The organism is Flagellimonas sp. S3867, assembly GCF_014698935.1.
Taxonomy (GTDB): Bacteria; Bacteroidota; Bacteroidia; order Flavobacteriales; family Flavobacteriaceae; genus Flagellimonas.
This window is the reverse complement of sequence record NZ_JACVMN010000002.1, coordinates 618,991-636,000: the sequence shown is the minus strand read 5'-3', so window position 1 is coordinate 636,000 and position 17,010 is coordinate 618,991. Positions and strand designations below refer to the sequence as shown.

Annotated in this window: 15 protein-coding genes; 12 read left to right on the top strand and 3 right to left on the bottom strand. The window is 35.8% G+C overall.

Features of this window, described 5'->3' with window-relative positions; genetic code table 11:
• The first annotated feature begins 2 nt into the window (after positions 1-2).
• Together IAG46_RS10535 and IAG46_RS10530 are read left to right on the top strand one after the other, a co-directional pair.
• Positions 3-1,664 (top strand): AraC family transcriptional regulator, encoded by a 1,662-nt coding sequence (locus tag IAG46_RS10535; RefSeq protein ID WP_190810316.1) that lies wholly within the window; start codon positions 3-5, stop codon positions 1,662-1,664.
• Between the two features lie 265 nt (positions 1,665-1,929).
• Positions 1,930-4,077, top strand: coding sequence for a prolyl oligopeptidase family serine peptidase (locus tag IAG46_RS10530; RefSeq protein ID WP_190810315.1), 2,148 nt, complete (start codon positions 1,930-1,932; stop codon positions 4,075-4,077).
• Here IAG46_RS10530 and IAG46_RS10525 read toward each other — a convergent pair.
• Positions 4,074-4,874 carry an RteC domain-containing protein gene (locus IAG46_RS10525; protein ID WP_223826696.1) on the bottom strand — a complete coding sequence of 267 codons (801 nt, stop codon included), beginning with the start codon at positions 4,872-4,874 and terminating at the stop codon, positions 4,074-4,076. The genes IAG46_RS10530 and IAG46_RS10525 overlap by 4 nt on opposite strands.
• A gap of 318 nt (positions 4,875-5,192) precedes the next feature.
• Here IAG46_RS10525 and IAG46_RS10520 point away from each other — a divergent pair, with 318 nt between their 5' ends.
• From IAG46_RS10520 to IAG46_RS10485, 8 genes are all read left to right on the top strand, one after another.
• Entirely contained in the window at positions 5,193-6,359 is a 1,167-nt protein-coding gene (locus tag IAG46_RS10520; RefSeq protein ID WP_190810313.1) for an HlyD family secretion protein, read from the top strand.
• 1 nt (position 6,360) lies between these two features.
• Positions 6,361-8,538, top strand: coding sequence for a peptidase domain-containing ABC transporter (locus IAG46_RS10515; RefSeq protein WP_190810312.1), 2,178 nt, complete (start codon positions 6,361-6,363; stop codon positions 8,536-8,538).
• A 21-nt stretch (positions 8,539-8,559) separates the two neighbouring features.
• Positions 8,560-8,871, top strand: a complete 312-nt coding sequence (locus IAG46_RS10510) for an HTH domain-containing protein (protein ID WP_190810311.1) — start codon at positions 8,560-8,562, stop codon at positions 8,869-8,871.
• A gap of 128 nt (positions 8,872-8,999) precedes the next feature.
• Positions 9,000-9,143, top strand: a complete 144-nt coding sequence (locus IAG46_RS10505) for a hypothetical protein (protein WP_190810310.1) — start codon at positions 9,000-9,002, stop codon at positions 9,141-9,143.
• A 40-nt stretch (positions 9,144-9,183) separates the two neighbouring features.
• Complete coding sequence (locus IAG46_RS10500; protein ID WP_190810309.1) at positions 9,184-9,339, top strand: class IIb bacteriocin, lactobin A/cerein 7B family; 156 nt, start codon at positions 9,184-9,186, stop codon at positions 9,337-9,339.
• A 464-nt stretch (positions 9,340-9,803) separates the two neighbouring features.
• Positions 9,804-11,177 carry a hypothetical protein gene (locus IAG46_RS10495; RefSeq protein WP_190810308.1) on the top strand — a complete coding sequence of 458 codons (1,374 nt, stop codon included), beginning with the start codon at positions 9,804-9,806 and terminating at the stop codon, positions 11,175-11,177.
• 15 nt (positions 11,178-11,192) lie between these two features.
• Positions 11,193-11,741, top strand: a complete 549-nt coding sequence (locus IAG46_RS10490) for a hypothetical protein (RefSeq protein WP_190810307.1) — start codon at positions 11,193-11,195, stop codon at positions 11,739-11,741.
• A gap of 5 nt (positions 11,742-11,746) precedes the next feature.
• Positions 11,747-11,950: a hypothetical protein gene (locus IAG46_RS10485; protein ID WP_190810306.1), complete on the top strand. Its 204-nt coding sequence runs from the start codon at positions 11,747-11,749 to the stop codon at positions 11,948-11,950.
• A 198-nt stretch (positions 11,951-12,148) separates the two neighbouring features.
• On the opposite strand, the gene IAG46_RS10480 is transcribed toward IAG46_RS10485, so the two are convergent.
• Complete coding sequence (locus IAG46_RS10480) at positions 12,149-13,369, bottom strand: site-specific integrase (RefSeq protein WP_190810305.1); 1,221 nt, start codon at positions 13,367-13,369, stop codon at positions 12,149-12,151.
• A 413-nt stretch (positions 13,370-13,782) separates the two neighbouring features.
• On the opposite strand from IAG46_RS10480, the gene IAG46_RS10475 reads away from it, so the two are divergent.
• Positions 13,783-15,006 (top strand): site-specific integrase, encoded by a 1,224-nt coding sequence (locus tag IAG46_RS10475; RefSeq protein ID WP_190810304.1) that lies wholly within the window; start codon positions 13,783-13,785, stop codon positions 15,004-15,006.
• Positions 15,007-15,324: 318 nt separating this feature from the next.
• Here IAG46_RS10475 and IAG46_RS17660 read toward each other — a convergent pair whose 3' ends face one another.
• Positions 15,325-15,543 (bottom strand): hypothetical protein, encoded by a 219-nt coding sequence (locus IAG46_RS17660; RefSeq protein WP_223826651.1) that lies wholly within the window; start codon positions 15,541-15,543, stop codon positions 15,325-15,327.
• Between the two features lie 226 nt (positions 15,544-15,769).
• Here IAG46_RS17660 and dcm point away from each other — a divergent pair, with 226 nt between their 5' ends.
• Positions 15,770-16,996: a DNA (cytosine-5-)-methyltransferase gene (gene dcm / locus IAG46_RS10470; protein ID WP_190810303.1), complete on the top strand. Its 1,227-nt coding sequence runs from the start codon at positions 15,770-15,772 to the stop codon at positions 16,994-16,996.
• Positions 16,997-17,010 lie beyond the last annotated feature (14 nt).

Below are 17,010 nucleotides of genomic sequence, written 5' to 3'. Positions count from 1 at the left end.
CTATGCAGCGCGCATTGTTTTTTTTATTTCTATTATATTCTTTGATGGTTTGTTCGCAAGAACTTGCCAACGACCAAATATTTCAGCTTTCATTTGACTCTATCCTTAAATTAGAAAATGACTTGGAATATGGAACAACTTATTCTAAGAAGGTTTTTGATACACATATATTGAAAGCCAAATACTTAAAGGACACCAACCAGCTTGCTGAAGCCTACAGGAAAAGGGTTTGGGGAGAGAATTTCGACGGAGCAATTTCCTATGTTGATTCGGCAATTGGATTGATTCCAAGTGTTAAAGACAAACTTTTTAGCTCGAAAGCACATTATACCAAGGGAGCATTACTTTATGAAGCTGATTACCCAGAAGAATCTCTCAAGGAATTCATCAAAGCATTTCATCTGGCTCAAAAAAATGGCAATTACGAATATGTAGTTGATTGCTTGAATATGATAGCTGCCTTAAAAGGTGAGTACGGTCAAGAGGAAGAGTCGATATTACTGCATGAAATAGCTTTAAAATATCTATTACAAAACAAGGAGAGTATAGATTATTTTGATTTGACCTATTTAATTACACTTGACAATATTGCAAGGGGATATCTTGAAAACAAAAAGATAGACTCTGCAAGAGTATTCGCTGATAGGGGGATGAAACTTTCTGAGAAAATGAAAGATGATGAAACGTATAAAAAATTACAAATACTAAAAGCTCAGGCTGATTATTATGACGGGAATTTTATTAAATCAAGAGATTCATTACTAGTTCATTTAAATGATTATGAGGGTTATTCAAAAGCAGACATTCTCTTCTATTTAGGAATGATTGAAGGAAAGTTGGACAATGTTGACAAAAAGCAACGTTATTTTGAGCAATTGGATTCAATTCTTCAAGTTAGCGAATTTCCTCAATTGGATAACGTGAGCAAAGTTTTTCAATTCCTACTAAAAACAGCAATTTCCAATAATGAAAGCGAGAAGGAAAAAAAGTACATTAAAAGACTTATTTACTACGATAGTCTCTCAAAGGAGACTCAACGTAATATCCGTAAGGTAACTTTAATTGATTTTGACCTCCCCGTGGAAGAAGCATCAAAAAAAACTTTTATTGATGAGATAAATTACAAGAGAAAAACCATCAATTTCTTTTATTGGTTTTCAGGAATCCTAGTGGCTTTTCTTTTAACGTTCTATATAAGGCATGTTAAAATACAGAAAAGACTTCGAAACATTATGCACAAAGGAATTGAACCTGAAAAAAGCAACTCATTGGAAAATGCTGCAAGTGATATAGACATTGATTCTGAAGTTATTTCCAAAATTTTATCTATGTTAAACAATTGGGAGGAAAAAAAGGGTTTTTTGAATCAAGGGGTTAATCAAACCTCACTTGCTAAAGAATTGGGGACGAATAGTTCATATCTTTCTAAAATCATTAATTTTTATAAGAACTTGAGTTTTTCCAATTATTTGAAGGATATAAGAATTACATATGCGCTCAATTTTTTAAAAGAGAATCCAAATTTCATTGAAAACAAATCTATAATCCAAATTGCGGAGCACTTTGGGTTCAACTCTCAAGATGTGTTTTCACGAGCAATAAAAGACAAGATAGGCGTTACTCCCGCTATGTTTTTAAAACAACTTAAAAAGGGCAATTTATAAATTGCAGAATCAATTCTTAATTTGCGGCTATTTCTTTAAGTATATTGGTAGATATAATTTATTAAAACACATTATTATGAAACAAACCAGAAAGATTTTTGAGGATAAAAAAATCAAAAATTTAACATCAATTAAAGGAGGAGATGATGGTCCTATTGATAAAAGGAAAGTCAAAAAACAAAATAAATAAAACAAATCTCCACCGAACAGGTTCAAAAATCCCTAACTTTCTGGGTTGGGGATTTTTTATTAAAATACAAATTTGATGAGGGTAAATTTTTGCCTTATTGCATTATCTCTTTTGCTTGTCAAGTGCGAACGAAACCAATCTAGCACGTATCAATATCCCATAATTGAAAATATTGCAAAAACTGAAACTCACTTCGAGACTAAGTATATAAATCAATTTTCCAATCTTGAACATTGGAAGGACACAATGGTTACAAATTGGTTCAAAAAACAAGATGCTTTAACTGAAGCGTATTTTGATGGGGCTAATTATAGGAAGGTTTTTGAAAGACACGAATCACTTGAGAATAGAGATTCTGATCCGGCAAGCAATGTTGTGTATGTAGAAGCTGGATACACTTTTTTCCTTTCTCAAGGTGCCAAAAAAGACATAAAACATCTATACAGAAAAAAAACAAACGACCAAGGACAAGAAAAACTGTACGATCCAAGCACTTATAAAGGAGGTGACTACGAAATAGAGTATTATAAGCCTTCCTATAATGGAGAGTTTGTGGCAATTGCTTTGGGCAAGACTGGCAATTTTTTTAACGACGTTTTAATCTTAGATTGTAAATCCAAGAAAGTTGTTGGCGAATCAATTTTAAATGCAAAACCTAACAAGGCAGGTGGTATTGTTTGGAGCCCCGACAATAAGTGCATATCATATATTGCCTACCCTAACCAAGGAGATGATCCCGATGACAGAAATAGTTATACAGCACTCTATTGTTTTGAGAATCAGAATCGAAGTCCCATTGCTATATTTAAGGATGGGGTAAATGGTATATCGTTGAATCCAGAATATTACCCTGTGCCTCGATTTCGCTCTAGTAAAAGCAATTACATGTTTATTTATAATGGGAATGCTTCAGATTTTTGGGACTGTTATTATTTAAGTATCGAAGATTTTGAAAGAGGTGTTTATAACTGGAAAAAATTATATTCGGAAGATGATAAAATTCTGCATTCCTGGGGGATGGAAAGAAATCACAGATACTATTATAAAAGAATCCATAATAACAATATTGAATTTTGTTCGGTTGATTTACGAACCCCGGACTTTAAAAACCCGAAAATAATCGCTTTTGGAAGTAATGAAAATCAAATAGGAAGTGTTAAAGTCACTAAGGATAGGGTATATTATACGATTAGCACAAATGGGATATCGGAATCCCTCTATTGCGTTGAAAAGGATGGTAAATCAAAAAAAATAGATTTACCAATTTCGGCAGGTGAAATATCCCTTGATTATCGTTCGCCTTACCATGATGATTTATGGGTAAAACTATCAGGATGGACTTCCAATCCCAGAGATTATTATTTAAACAAAGGAGGAAACTTTGAGTTTGTAGAACTCGGAATGTGGCCAAATTATCCTGAATTTGAGAATATCATAAGTGAAGTAGTAGAGGTGACTTCGCATGATGGAACAAAAATTCCTTTGAGCATAGTTAGGAGAAGAGATCATAAGTTTGATTCAAAATCAATGGGAATAATAACTGCTTATGGAGCTTATGGGATATCTGAAACACCGTGGTTTCATTCTCCAGTTGCAGATTTTGTAAATCAAGGTAATATATATGCCTCAGCCCACGTGCGCGGAGGGGGTGAAAAAGGCCCTAAATGGCATGAAGCAGGGATGAAATCAACCAAAGAAAACTCATGGAAAGATTTAATAGCCTGTAGTGAGTTTTTAATCGACAAGAAGTATATTCATTCAAAAAAACTAGGTCTAAACATTAATAGTGCAGGAGGAATAACAGGGGGTATGGCCGTAAATGAACGTCCAGAGTTGTTTGGCGTATTTACGGGATTTGTTCCTACATTGAATGTGATAAGAACTGAATATTTGGAAGAATATGATGATTCAGATATTACTTTTGAATTTGGGACCATTAAAGAAGAAAAAGAGTATAAATCTTTAATCAAAATGGATCCTGTAGTGAATTTGTCTGAAAAAAAGGAATACCCAAGCACTATGTTAATTATGGGTTTTAATGATTATTTAGTGCCGCCCTCAGGACCTGGTAAGTATATTGCTCTTCTACAGTCTTTTAATACTATTGATAACAAACCTTATTTGCTTGATGTAAAATTTGATGCTGAGCACGAAATCGATTGGCTCAATGACTATTCGAGGATGCTATTTTTCACTATGAGTGAACTTGAGAGAAGAAACTAGGCATCTCCTCGTTTCATTTTATTAGAAATAATGTAATTCATTTCATTCAGGAATTTCAACCTATCTTTTTTTCTTGAACATATTTCAATATAGGTGCGATAAAAATCCCCTAAACTAAAATTGAAAATTTTTTCAAAAGCATTTGCAATTTGCTTGATGTCCGCTCTTCCATTGTTGATAGCTCCAGAATAGTATAGGGCATAAACCAATTCTGTCAAAGACACTTTACTCGATGTCCAACTTAAGTTGCTAATTTTATTGACTTCGTCAGAACTTTTCAATCTATTTTGAAGATATATTGATATGCGTTGAAACGCACTTATTTTGGCCAGAAGATAATCATGTGAGGTGTTAAAAATTGGATCAAGAATATAATATGGTTCGGCAGTACCGCAATGAAAACCAGAATATTTTCTTGTAAAGAATTGTTTATCGAAATGGGTTTGCTTTAATCTAGCATATCTTACGAAATCTGAATGGATTCGATAAAAGGCGCTTATATCTTCCATCTTCGTCTTGATGTATTTCCTTTGGGGTTTAAACTTGTCCATCGGAAAGCTTGCTTCAAAGTCAAGTACTTCCATATAATAAATAAGATTTGTAAGTGGGACCTGTTTAGTAAACTTAAAAAATTGAATTTCATCATTCTCATTTTGAAACCCTTGATTGATTACTTTCTCCCTTAATCCGAATAGGTTGGTTTTGCAAATAGGAATGATTTGCTTACAGGCGTCAAGTATATTACCGTGTTTTAATTCAATTTCCTGAATCTGAGTTCTCAGGCAGTTAATGTGCATTTTTCTTTCCATGTCCAAATTGTTAGCACATAAGAGGGTCGAATATTCTTTGGGGATCCTAGTGGTCAAACCAAATATGGAAAAAGTAAATATGAAATAAAAATTTGATTATCAGCACTTTATAAAATCACTCAGATTTTCAATAATTATTTAGGAAGGCGAATTGGTTAATCTGGATTAACCTTAGAATCTATTAGTAGTATCAAATCAATACAAATGGAGGTAATAAATATCGGCAATTTATAAATCACGGAGTCAATTTATAAATGGCAATAACAATGAATTGCATACAAAAGTTCTTTCTTACAATTTTAACCCATGCAAATTTTCCCAAAAGAAATCATTGAGTTCACTACACAGTCCTACATCCCTAAAAATGATGTAAAAAGTAAAGCAATATACGGTGTCATATTGATTTTAGTGCTTATGGCCATTTGCTCATTGCCTTTTATTAAAGTAAAAGTACATACCACGGCACATGGGATTGTTAAGCCATCCAAAGAACGAATCACAATTACCAGCCTTCATTCGGGAAAGGTCTTGTTTTCCATTATTGATAGCAACACATATGTAGAAAAGGGAGATGTGCTTTTAATTTTACAAAGCGATGTTCTGAATGAGCAGATTGCATTAACTGAGTATGAATCTAAAAGATACTCGGAACAGATTAAAGATTTGAAGTATCTTCTAAATACAAAAAGAATACTAAGCGATAGTATCAAATCTTCAAAATATCAAAAAGCCTATTTCCAATATTTAGAGGTTACAAATGAGCATTCTGCACGAATTAAGAAACTAGAGAAAGACTATGAGCGAAATCATAAACTCTTTTTAAAAGGGGTGATTGCCAAAGCAAAGTTTGAGGACATAAAATTGGATTATGATTTAGCTCTGAACACTTTCAGCCAATTTAAAAAAAGACAACAGAATACTTGGCAATCCTCTTTGACAGAATTAGAAAACAACTTGAAAATATCCCAAAATAAAAATTCTCAATACAACAAGAGCAAAAAAGAATTTATAATTACCGCGCCAATGAATGGTTCCATTGTTAATCTATCTGGAGTTGAAAAAGGCAGTACAGTTACTTCAGGGGTTTCTCTTGCAGAAATCTCTCCAGACACGGATTTATTGGCCGAATGCTATGTGAGTCCAGTTGATATAGGTCTTATAGACAAGTCAAAACCCGTCAATTTTCAGATTGATGCTTTCAATTATAACCAATGGGGTCTTGCATCCGGAAATATCCTGGAAATTTCAAAAGATATTGAAATGATGAACAACCAACCTGTTTTCAAACTTCGCTGCAGGTTGAACCAAGATTTTCTCCAATTAAAAAATGGTGCAAAAGGTATTATTGGCAAAGGAATGACGTTCAATGCCAGATTTGAACTTGCCGAACGCACAGTATATCAACTATTGTATGACAATATTGACGATTGGATAAACCCATCACAAAATACTCAGATCACACAGGTCAAGTAACATGGCAAAAATCACCATTAAACAGCATGACATAACCGACTGTGGGGCGGCTTGTTTGGCATCTATCGCGGCTCATTTTGGTTTTCAGATTCCTTTATCCAGGATACGTCAATATGCGGGCACGGATAAAAAAGGAACCAATGTTTATGGGCTTATTAGAGCAGCTGAAAAAATGGGTTTTGAAGCAAAAGGAGTTCGCGGAGATTTTGAAAGCCTATTTAAGATTCCTAAGCCTGCTATTGCCCATATAGTGATAAAAGAACAGTTGCACCATTATGTGGTAATATATGCCGTGACAAAGAACTATATTAAAATAATGGATCCCGGAACGGGAAAGATAAAAAATTGTTCTTATGAAGAATTTATAAAAGAATGGACTGGTGTTTTAGTGCTCTTACTTCCCAATGAGGAGTTCAAAAAAGGGAATGAAAAAATCTCCGTACTAAAACGTTTTTGGCACCTATTGAAACCACATAAACTGGTCTTGGCGCAGGCATTTGTCGGGGCTTTGGTATATACTTTATTAGGTTTTTCCACATCTATTTACCTACAAAAGATAACGGATTACGTATTGGTGGCTAGCAATACCAAACTATTGAACCTCCTAAGTGTAGTGATGATTACCCTACTAATAATGCAACTTGTAATAGGTGCCTATAAAGATATATTTCTTTTAAAAACTGGCCAACAGATTGATGCAAGGTTGATATTGGGCTATTACAAACATTTACTTAAACTCCCTCAACAATTTTTTGATTCTATGCGTGTCGGAGAAATCATATCACGTATCAATGATGCAGTAAAGATTAGGAACTTTATCAATGGCGTCTCCCTGAACCTTACTGTGAATGTTCTTATAGTCATCTTTTCATTTGGGTTGATGTTCACCTATTATTGGAAATTGGCATTGGTAATGTTCATTATCATCCCAGTATTCATACTGATATATTGGATTATTAATAGGCTCAACCAAAAAGTGGAACGCAAAGTCATGGAGGATTCGGCAGATTTGGAAAGCCATTTGGTCGAATCTTTGAATGCTATGGATACTATAAAAAGGTTTGGACTAGAAAATCACGCAAATTTAAAGACTGAGACGCGATTTGTACGTTTGCTAAAGACTGGTTATATGTCGGCACTGAACCATATTTTTTCCAATATTAGCTCCAATACGGTTGCTCAACTGTTCACCATCGTACTTTTATGGTCAGGGGCAGGATTTGTGATAGATAGGCAAATTACACCTGGAGAACTGTTATCGTTCTATGCCATTATTGGATATTTCACAGGTCCTTTGACCAATCTTATTAGTGCAAACAAGGACATACAGAATGCTCTTATAGCAGCCGACCGTCTTTTTGAAATCCTTGATCTAGAAAGGGAAGAGATGGATAAAAAGATAACCCTTACCAAAAAGAAAATCAATGATATTAGATTCACCGATGTAACATTCCAATATGGAACAAGGGTTGAGGTCTTTAAGAATTTAAACTTGACCATTGAAAAAGGAAAGATAACGGCCTTGGTAGGAGAGAGTGGTTCGGGAAAATCAACCCTAATCTCATTAATGCAAAACATCTATCCTATAACCAAAGGTAAGATTAGAATTGGGGATATTGACCTAAAACATATTGAGAACCAAAGCTTAAGGAACTTGGTGGGTGTAGTTCCTCAAAAAATAGACCTTTTTGCTGGAAATGTTATAGAGAACATTGCTGTAGGTGAATTTCAACCTGACTTTGACAAGATTTACAAAATATGCAAGGATATCGGTATTTTGGAATTTATAGAAAGCCTTCCCAATGACTTCAACACATATTTGGGAGAAAACGGTGCTACATTGTCAGGAGGACAAAAACAACGTATTGCCATAACAAGAGCCCTTTATAAAGACCCCGAGATTTTGGTGTTGGACGAGGCAACCTCTTCCTTGGACAGTAATTCAGAAAATTATGTGCAAAGGACCATTGATAATCTACGTTCCGAAGGTAAAACAGTAATTCTTATAGCACACAGATTAAGTACTGTAGTTAACGCAGACAAAATTGTTGTATTGGATAGAGGTAAGAAATTGGAAGAAGGATCGCACTATCAGCTTTATGATAGAAAGGGGGCATATTTTAAACTATGGCAACAACAAGTACCATCATTTTTATCAATACTTAAACCGGTTGATTAAGAAGCAAATAATGTAACTATTATGAGAAGATTGACCCAACAAATAGAGGTTCTTGAACGTATAGATCAATTAATAAGACTTAAGGCGACAGGGAGGCCAAAGCAATTGGCCGAAAGGTTAGGGGTTTCGGAAGCTACGGTATTTAGGGTGATAGAGACAATGAAGGAGATGAATGCTCCAATATGTTATGACTTGACAAGACAAAGTTACATGTACACTGAAGCAACACGTTTTAAATGTGGATTCTATTTGGAAGACTTGGATGAAGCAACTGAACGAAGTCTTTCTGGCGGATATGTCTTTGGGAATATGAAGCAACTGATTAGCTTCTAGTTTTTTTCTTTTGCACTATCAATTTTTGAGGGCAAGAATCCTCATATTTGGATTGTATCACAAAGCAGTGCACATTAGAAATTTCTGGCTTTGAATTCAAAAACAAATTGTTAATTAAAATTTCAAAAATGAAAAATCTTGAAAGCATGAAGGTTAAGGAATTGACAACTAGTGAGGCTAGGTCCAGTAATGGTGGTGGACTAGCCATATTTCTTGTCTTTTTTGCGCTAGGGTATAGTGTTGAAAAATATAAGCACGAGGGGCACTTTTAAAATCCCCTTCCAAAAGAATGTTTAATCTAATTTAAAAATCATGAAAAATTTGAATACTTTGGCAGTAGAAGAATTAAGCCAAAAAGAACTTGAAAGTACCAATGGTGGTTTTGGCGCATTATTAGGAGGACTTGCGTTGTTGGTTGCAGGATCTGCTTTTGCCTATCAACTTGGCAAAGACTTCTATCATATGTAAAATCAAATAAGAGCATAATTATGAATCAAAAAAAGAAACTAACTTTAATTTTATGGGGAATATTTTTGACTGTTGTGATTGCCGCTTTGGCATACACTCTTGGTAAAGATTTCTTCGGAATGACAGCTTCCTAGTATTGTTTCAAATTATAATATAAAGCCTGAGGATTATACCAAAAATTCTCAGGCTATAATTTTTCTTTTACTTTCGAATTCTATTTTATCCAAAAAAAAGGTAAAACAACTTTGTAATTACCAAATAGAGTTTAATTGTCTCCGTGGTTTAAAGTAATCACCAATTCAGTAGCTTTTGGGGACACTCATATTTATTTTTTAGAACTGAAGTTAGTCACTCTCAATATTTGAGAGTCTGCTTCCTCATATTTGTTCCATTAACATGGAACGATAACCAGTTTTTTTGGTTTTGTGTTGCATGAAATTATTGTCAAACTTAAAACCAAAGAAATGAAAAGTCTATTAAAAGAAGTAAGCTATTTTTCCTTCGTACTGATATTGCTATTAATATCGAGTTGTGAATCTGAACAAGAGAATATATCCGAAAATGAGATTCATAATGTAGAACTTACGGATGTAGAAATAATAAAGCAAAATTTCTCTTTAGAAAACTTTAATGATACAACCGGGTTCCTCGAATACAATTTAAAAGTTATGTGGGATAGCCATGTGGAAAATAATATTGACGGAACAATATGGCATGAATTTCAGATTGAAGAACAAATAAAAACGAATGTGGAAAAAGGTGAGATTACGGATATAACATACTCATTGCTTTCGACATTGAATGCCAAAGGAACTCCCATGTACAGATTGGTAAAAATGGCTTCTCATAATGGAGATGCCTATTCCTCGTATTTTGACCTTGTTCCCAATAATTTTACTGGAATGACATATATCTATGATATGAACGGAGATATGACAATGACTCGGTATTATAGAAAAGGAACGCCTTTTCGAGGGATTGTTGAATTGGAAAGTCAAGTTCCAGGCCCTGTTCCTTCTTCCCTAACAGCTAGATGTGATGCAAAGATTGCCTCGAAATCATACTGTGATGGCGCCTCAAATTGCAGGGAGCCAAACCAAACAGGAGGATGTGAGGGACCAACAGGTGGAGGGCAGTATGTTTGGACACGAACTGGAAGCTATGCAACGGACTGGTATAATGATGCAAATGCAGATGGTGTAGGACAATCAACGGAATATTCACATACTCAGCAAGGGGGTGACATTTATGAATGGGTTTGGGTTAATGATGGTGGTTCAGCTCCAGCTCCACAGAATTCATATAGTTATCATGCCCTTGATGGATATAGTAGTAGCGTAAATGAAATACCGAAACCTTCTATTTCACCTATAAGGACTTACGTTAAATTGCCTCCTAGTTGTAGAAGTTTTAACTTTGTTCAGGACAGAGTAAGTTCGAATCAGGTTGCAGCAGTAGTCAATGTGTCATTTAAAATAGTTTATGTTGATCGGTATAATGTTAAGAAATCCACTTTCGCGACTTTCCTTCAACCAATTTATTTTACAATTCCAAGATTTCATTCTGAACATGGAAATCTTCTGGACGGCAGAGGAGCCAATAGAGTTGCAAAAGCTTTAGGGGTTGCTCATAAAAGAACAAAAGCGTATTTTATTGCCACAGGAGCTTCCCAATCGCAGGTACAATCCAAAGCATGGGAGTACATTAGAGATGAACTAAGAAATGGAACATACATGACAGGAGGGGTGGCCAGTTTTACACCCCCATTGGCAGGTTTTGACGGAGAAATTACTCAATACGAAACCACAAGTATTTTCTATGACGATTGCACAAATTAACAGAACTTAACCCTTATGGACTTGCTATGTAACTTGCTGAATGAAATAGCATATCATTATTATCCCCAAGAGTTGGACGAAACAGACACGTCCTATGTTAATACTCTTGAGCATAAAAATTTTCAACGCTTGCATAGCAAATGGTTAGACTTTAGAACTGCATTGGATCCTGTTTGTGACAAATTAAAAGAACATTTTAATCAAGATGATATTGTACTAAATGGTGTGCCCAATCATACCCCTTCTTATCATATTGAAGTTACATTAGACACGAACGAAAAACAAAAAAAAGTAGTTGCCGCATACATTAGTTTGTTCATCCCTTTTTATCACCTTGTGGTGCTTGAAGAAAACAAACAGGATTCCAAAATAACATACAATTATTCAATACCAGAAGGAATAAAATCAATATTCGAAGAGGCAATAGGTAAAACAATGGAATTTCGAATATTCCCAAAGGAATTGTTGAAAATGAAAATACCTAGGGTAGAAATCTACCCGGAGTTTAACTATTTTAATGCTTTCTTTACCGATTGGTACAGAATTACAAATGAAGAAACTTAAAACCCATGAAAAAAAATATCATTTTATTTATTGTTTTAGTAGGATTAGTAGTTTTTGGGTTTGTCTTTGGAGACAGGCTTATCTCTATTTATTATGGGGATACTATTTATTCAACTACTTTTCTCAACGTCCTTATTTATGGTGTAATTTTGCTTTTGCCGGTTGTTTTTTTAGCTTTTCTCCTGAAAAGAAGAGCAAATAAAAAATAACTGTACATTTAAAGGATTGATTGTTCTTTAGAACAAAAGATATTCAGCCTTGTATTAAGTGACCCAGCTCTAACCTTATATTGTTCTTGAAAACTTGTTTATGCCATGCTTGCAATGAAAGAGATTTTTCTTAAGGTTTACAAAGATTAACATCTCGATTATGAACAGGTAAACTTAAATTATAGAATTTGGATTTTGTTAAATATTGTTGAGTGCTTCTTGATATGTGTCCAATATATTGTTGGGGAGTGATTTCAGGTAAATCTGTGTAGTATTGAGCTTACTGTGCCCTAACATGGCCGAGATTGCCTGTAACGGTACCTTGTTGAGCATGGCATGGGTTGCAAAGCTGTGACGAGAGACATATGAGGTCAGTTTTTCTTCGATACCGCATAGCCCGGCAATTTTCTTGAGTCCTTTGTTGAAACGTTTTAACGCCCATTTCTCATCTTTGTACTGGAGCTCCAAGGTGTTCCGTTTGAGGATGGGCAATATAAAATCGCCCTTGTTCTTCCCTTTGGTATAATACTTTAGTATTGCTTTTAGTTGTTCGGTGATTTTTATGTCATAGACCTTGGATGTCTTTTTTCGCTGGAACTTGATCCGCCCATCCACAATGTTTCCAATTTTTAGAAATGCCATATCGATAAAGGACATTCCCAATAGCATATAGGAGAACAAGAAATAGTTTCTGAAATGGAACAAAGGATCATCCTTCTTTAGGTTCAGGGACATGATCTTTTTTATATGCTGTAGATCAATGGCACGTTTTTCAGTGGGCATGGTTCTTATTCTGTACTTGTCAAAGGGATAGGCATCTTTCTCCACAAGGCCTTCCTTGATGCCTTTGTTGTATATGGCCCTTAAGGTTCGCATATAGGAGGCCAGCCCATTAAGAGTGTTCCCATCCTTCGAAAGGTGAAAACGTTCGAACCTTTTCAAGAGGTCATAGTTGACCTCATTGAACCTTAAATCCTTGCCCTTGGTAAAGACCTTGAGGATTCCCAATAGTCCCTTATACGATCTTGCTGTACCATAACGTTGGGAAGCGTTCAATTCAGAGACAAGGACATGGCCGTAATTGAAAAAGGATTCATAAGAGGACTTTTTGACAATCTTGTCCTTCAGTTGGGTGACCGAAAGGAAATCAAGTTCGTTCCTGCGATAAAGGTCATTGATAATTTCCTGCGCCCTGGCTTTTTCGATGATTAGAATATTGTTGAGGTTTGCAACGGATTCAACACCTTTATAGGAACGTTTCACCCTTTCCTTCGATTTTTCCCAATACTCTTCATGCACAGATTGCCCAGTGGAAATTGACGTGGTCCTCTGGAAGTGACCAAGACGAATGATGATTGGGAAAGTACCATCCTTTCTTGTTCTCCTTTTGTCCAAACTGAGTTTTAGACTTGTCTGCATGTTTAAATGTACAAAAAAAATTTGCACATAATTTGCACATAAATTTGTGATATTATGTTATTTCAAATGACAGCAAATATTATTAAATAATTAATAGTCAATGAATTATGATTTGTCATGGAGCTTATTGAAGTGGTAATCGCGCGGCTCATAATCAGGGGGTCCCTGGTTCGAGCCCAGGTGGGACCACAGGAAGATTTCAAAATTTACCTAAAAGCCTGAAAATGAACTGTTTTCAGGCTTTTTCATTTTCATTGATTTCATATAAAACCATGTGAAATCAACCGTTCTGGTGAGTAAATCGGTGAGTACTTTTTTATTCGCAAAAATGCTGCCCAAACTATGTTAAAGAATTGACATTCAATTCTTTGTTCGGATTTGCAATCGATATTAATTATCCAAAAAGCACAGTTATGGAGGCAAAAAACACATTTTCCATCCTTTTTTACCCAAAAACCAGTGACTCCGATAAGAAGGGAATGTCTCCTCTTTTCCTTCGAATCACGGTAGATTCCAAAAGGGCCGAACTCAGTTTAAAAAGAAAAGTGGATCCCGAAAATTGGTGCCCAAATTCGAGCAAGGTCAAGGGAAGGGGTGAAACGGCAGAAGAAATCAATGGTTATCTGGATGAACTCAGAACACGGATCCGGCGCATCCAAGGAGACTTTGTGGCACAGACAAAGCCCTATACGGCATCGATGCTAAAAGGACGTCTGTTGAACAAGGGCAATGAACTAAAAACGGTACTGTCAATTTATGACGGCCACAATGCCAAAGTGAAAAGCTTGATGGGAAAGGATTATACCTATAGTACCTATAGACGGCATGTGCGAACACGAAACCATTTGGAGAGATTCATCCAAAAAGTGTATGGGCAACGGGATTTTTTTATCAAGGATGTAGATCTAGGGTTCATTACCCGGTTTGAGCATTATCTTCATATGGTCGGTGCGGGAGGCCATAATACGATTACCAAGTATGTGACCAATTTCAAGAAGATAGTGCGGATTGCATTTGCCAACAATTGGGTTGTTTCCGACCCTTTCTTCCATTGGAAGGCCAAATGGCAGAAAACCGAACGGGAGGTACTTACCGAGGTTGAACTACAAACGTTGATGGAAAAGGAATTCAAATCGCAGCGTTTGGAACGGGCAAGGGATGTCTTTATTTTTTGCTGCTTTACAGGTCTGTCCTATGTTGATGTAAAAAAATTGACAAGGGACAATATAGCACTAGGGATAGATGGTAGGCGTTGGATAAAGATCTTGCGGACAAAGACCAAGGTCAAGAGTACCGTCCCTCTTTTGCCAATGGCGGAAAGAATATTGGAGAAGTATGAAAAATGCATTCCAAAACCTGAAAACATGCCCTTACTTCCCTTATTGAGCAACCAAAAAACTAATCAGTACCTAAAGGAGATTTCGACATTATGCGGAATAAATAAACGAATAACCTTCCATCTTTCCAGGCATACATTTGCCACTACAGTTACTTTGGCTAATGGGGTGCCAATTGAATCCGTGAGCAAGATGCTGGGGCACCAGTCGATAAGGACTACACAGATATACGCCAAGGTGCTTGACAAAAAACTTATGGAGGATATGGAATTGGTAAGAAGTAAATATGCCAATGCTTGACATGGTCGTCTATCTCTGATAAAAACTGAAAAAAGAACAGTAGTTTCTTGTTTTTAAAACCCAAATCTTACCCAAAAACTTTGCACATGGATTCTGTTCCGATTTTATAGCATTCGGGAAGATAAGCGTAAAGTAAAATTGGAATAGGGTGCACAACCTATTTTCTCGGATGTAAAAAGCTGGTTTGGCAGTGTTCAAGATTTGGGATACGGAGTAGACCAATTTTGAACAGCGAGAGGGTAGCACGCTAAAGCGGTGCTACGTTGCCCAATTTCTGGCCAAAAGGCCAGTAAAATCATGGCTTTTACTTGTTTACAGCTATAAAAGAGAAATCACGGTTTTTGCTGTAAAAACGCTGTAAACCCATGAAAACATTGAAAAACTTTGCTGTAAAAACTCAAAAAAGAGTGTTTTCGGATAGTAATCTTTGGTCCATTCAGGTTTTTTGGAAGCTACCGTAGATGGCTGGGTGTTTTTTGGTGAAATTGGGTCAAATCCTCTCAAAATCCCTATAAACAAGGGGAAAAATTGACCCATTTTTGTTTTGAAATGGAACTTTTGCCTCGCTCTGTAGTATTAGTTTGTGTAAGTATTTGGGACGCTTGCAGCGCGAAACCTAGTTTCGCTCGCTTTTATTTTAATTAAAGTTAGTCGTGAATTCACTTCATCATTGTTGACTTTTTGATAAACTCTTGATAATATAGTTGGCGATGGGCTTGGATCCTAAAGGGCTAACAAGTATATTTGATCAATTACTAAACTAATGGACAACTACTTTAAGGTAATTGAATTATTTGCTGGAGTTGGAGGATTTCGACTTGGTTTGGAAAATAGCACAAAGTTTAAGGTGATTTGGTCAAATCAATGGGAGCCGTCAACTAAAGCACAACACGCCTCCCTTGTTTATGAAGCTCGATTTGGAAAAGAGGGACATAGCAATGAAGACATTGAAAAGGTCCCCACTTCTGAAATACCGGACCATGATATGCTGGTTGCTGGATTCCCATGCCAGGATTACTCTGTAGCTACAACATTACATAACTCCAAGGGACTTATTGGTAAAAAGGGAGTTCTATGGTGGTCAATCCACAGAATTTTAAAAGAGAAGCAGAACAAACCTGGTATTTTGATGTTAGAAAATGTCGATAGATTACTGAAATCTCCTGCCGCTCAAAGAGGAAGAGATTTTGCAATAATGCTTAAAAGCCTTGACCAGTTGGGTTATGCTTGCGAGTGGAGAGTAATCAATGCTGCTGATTATGGTATGCCCCAAAGAAGAAGACGTGTATTTATACTCGGATATCTAAAATCTCAAAAAACTTATAATAATTTATTTAAGAATGACCCCTTTCAATGGTTGCATTTTGATGGAATTTTTTCGAAGACTTTTCCGATAGTGGACGAAGAACAAAAAGAATATACACTTAGCTTAAAAAAATGGAGCCTAACAAGATTGACAGAGGAGTTTAATGTTGAAGGGAAGACATCCCCTTTTCAGAATGCAGGCATAATGGTAAACGGGAAGGTTTATTCTAAAAAGGTAAAATCTAATTATGCTGGGCTATACCGAAGTTTAGGTGATGTATTGGATCATGACAACGTTAATGATGATTTTTACCTTGACGAAAGCGAACTAGATAAGTGGGAATATCATAAAGGAGGGAAGAAGCTTGCAAGAAGAGCAGCTAATGGACATGTTTACTATTATTCTGAGGGTGGGATGAAATTTCCAGATCCGTTAGATAAGGCCTCTAGGACAATAATAACAGGAGAAGGAGGTAAAAGTCCTTCTAGGTTTAAACATGTAGTTCAAACTCCAAAAGGACTGAGACGACTAACTCCTTTGGAATTGGAGAGATTAAATACTTTTCCGGACAATCATACCAAACTGGAAGGCATATCAGATAGTAAAAGAGCTTTTTTTATGGGAAATGCATTAGTCGTAGATGTGGTCAAAAGGTTGGCAAATACTTTAGAAAAAAATCTTTAGTTGAGAAGGCGGAT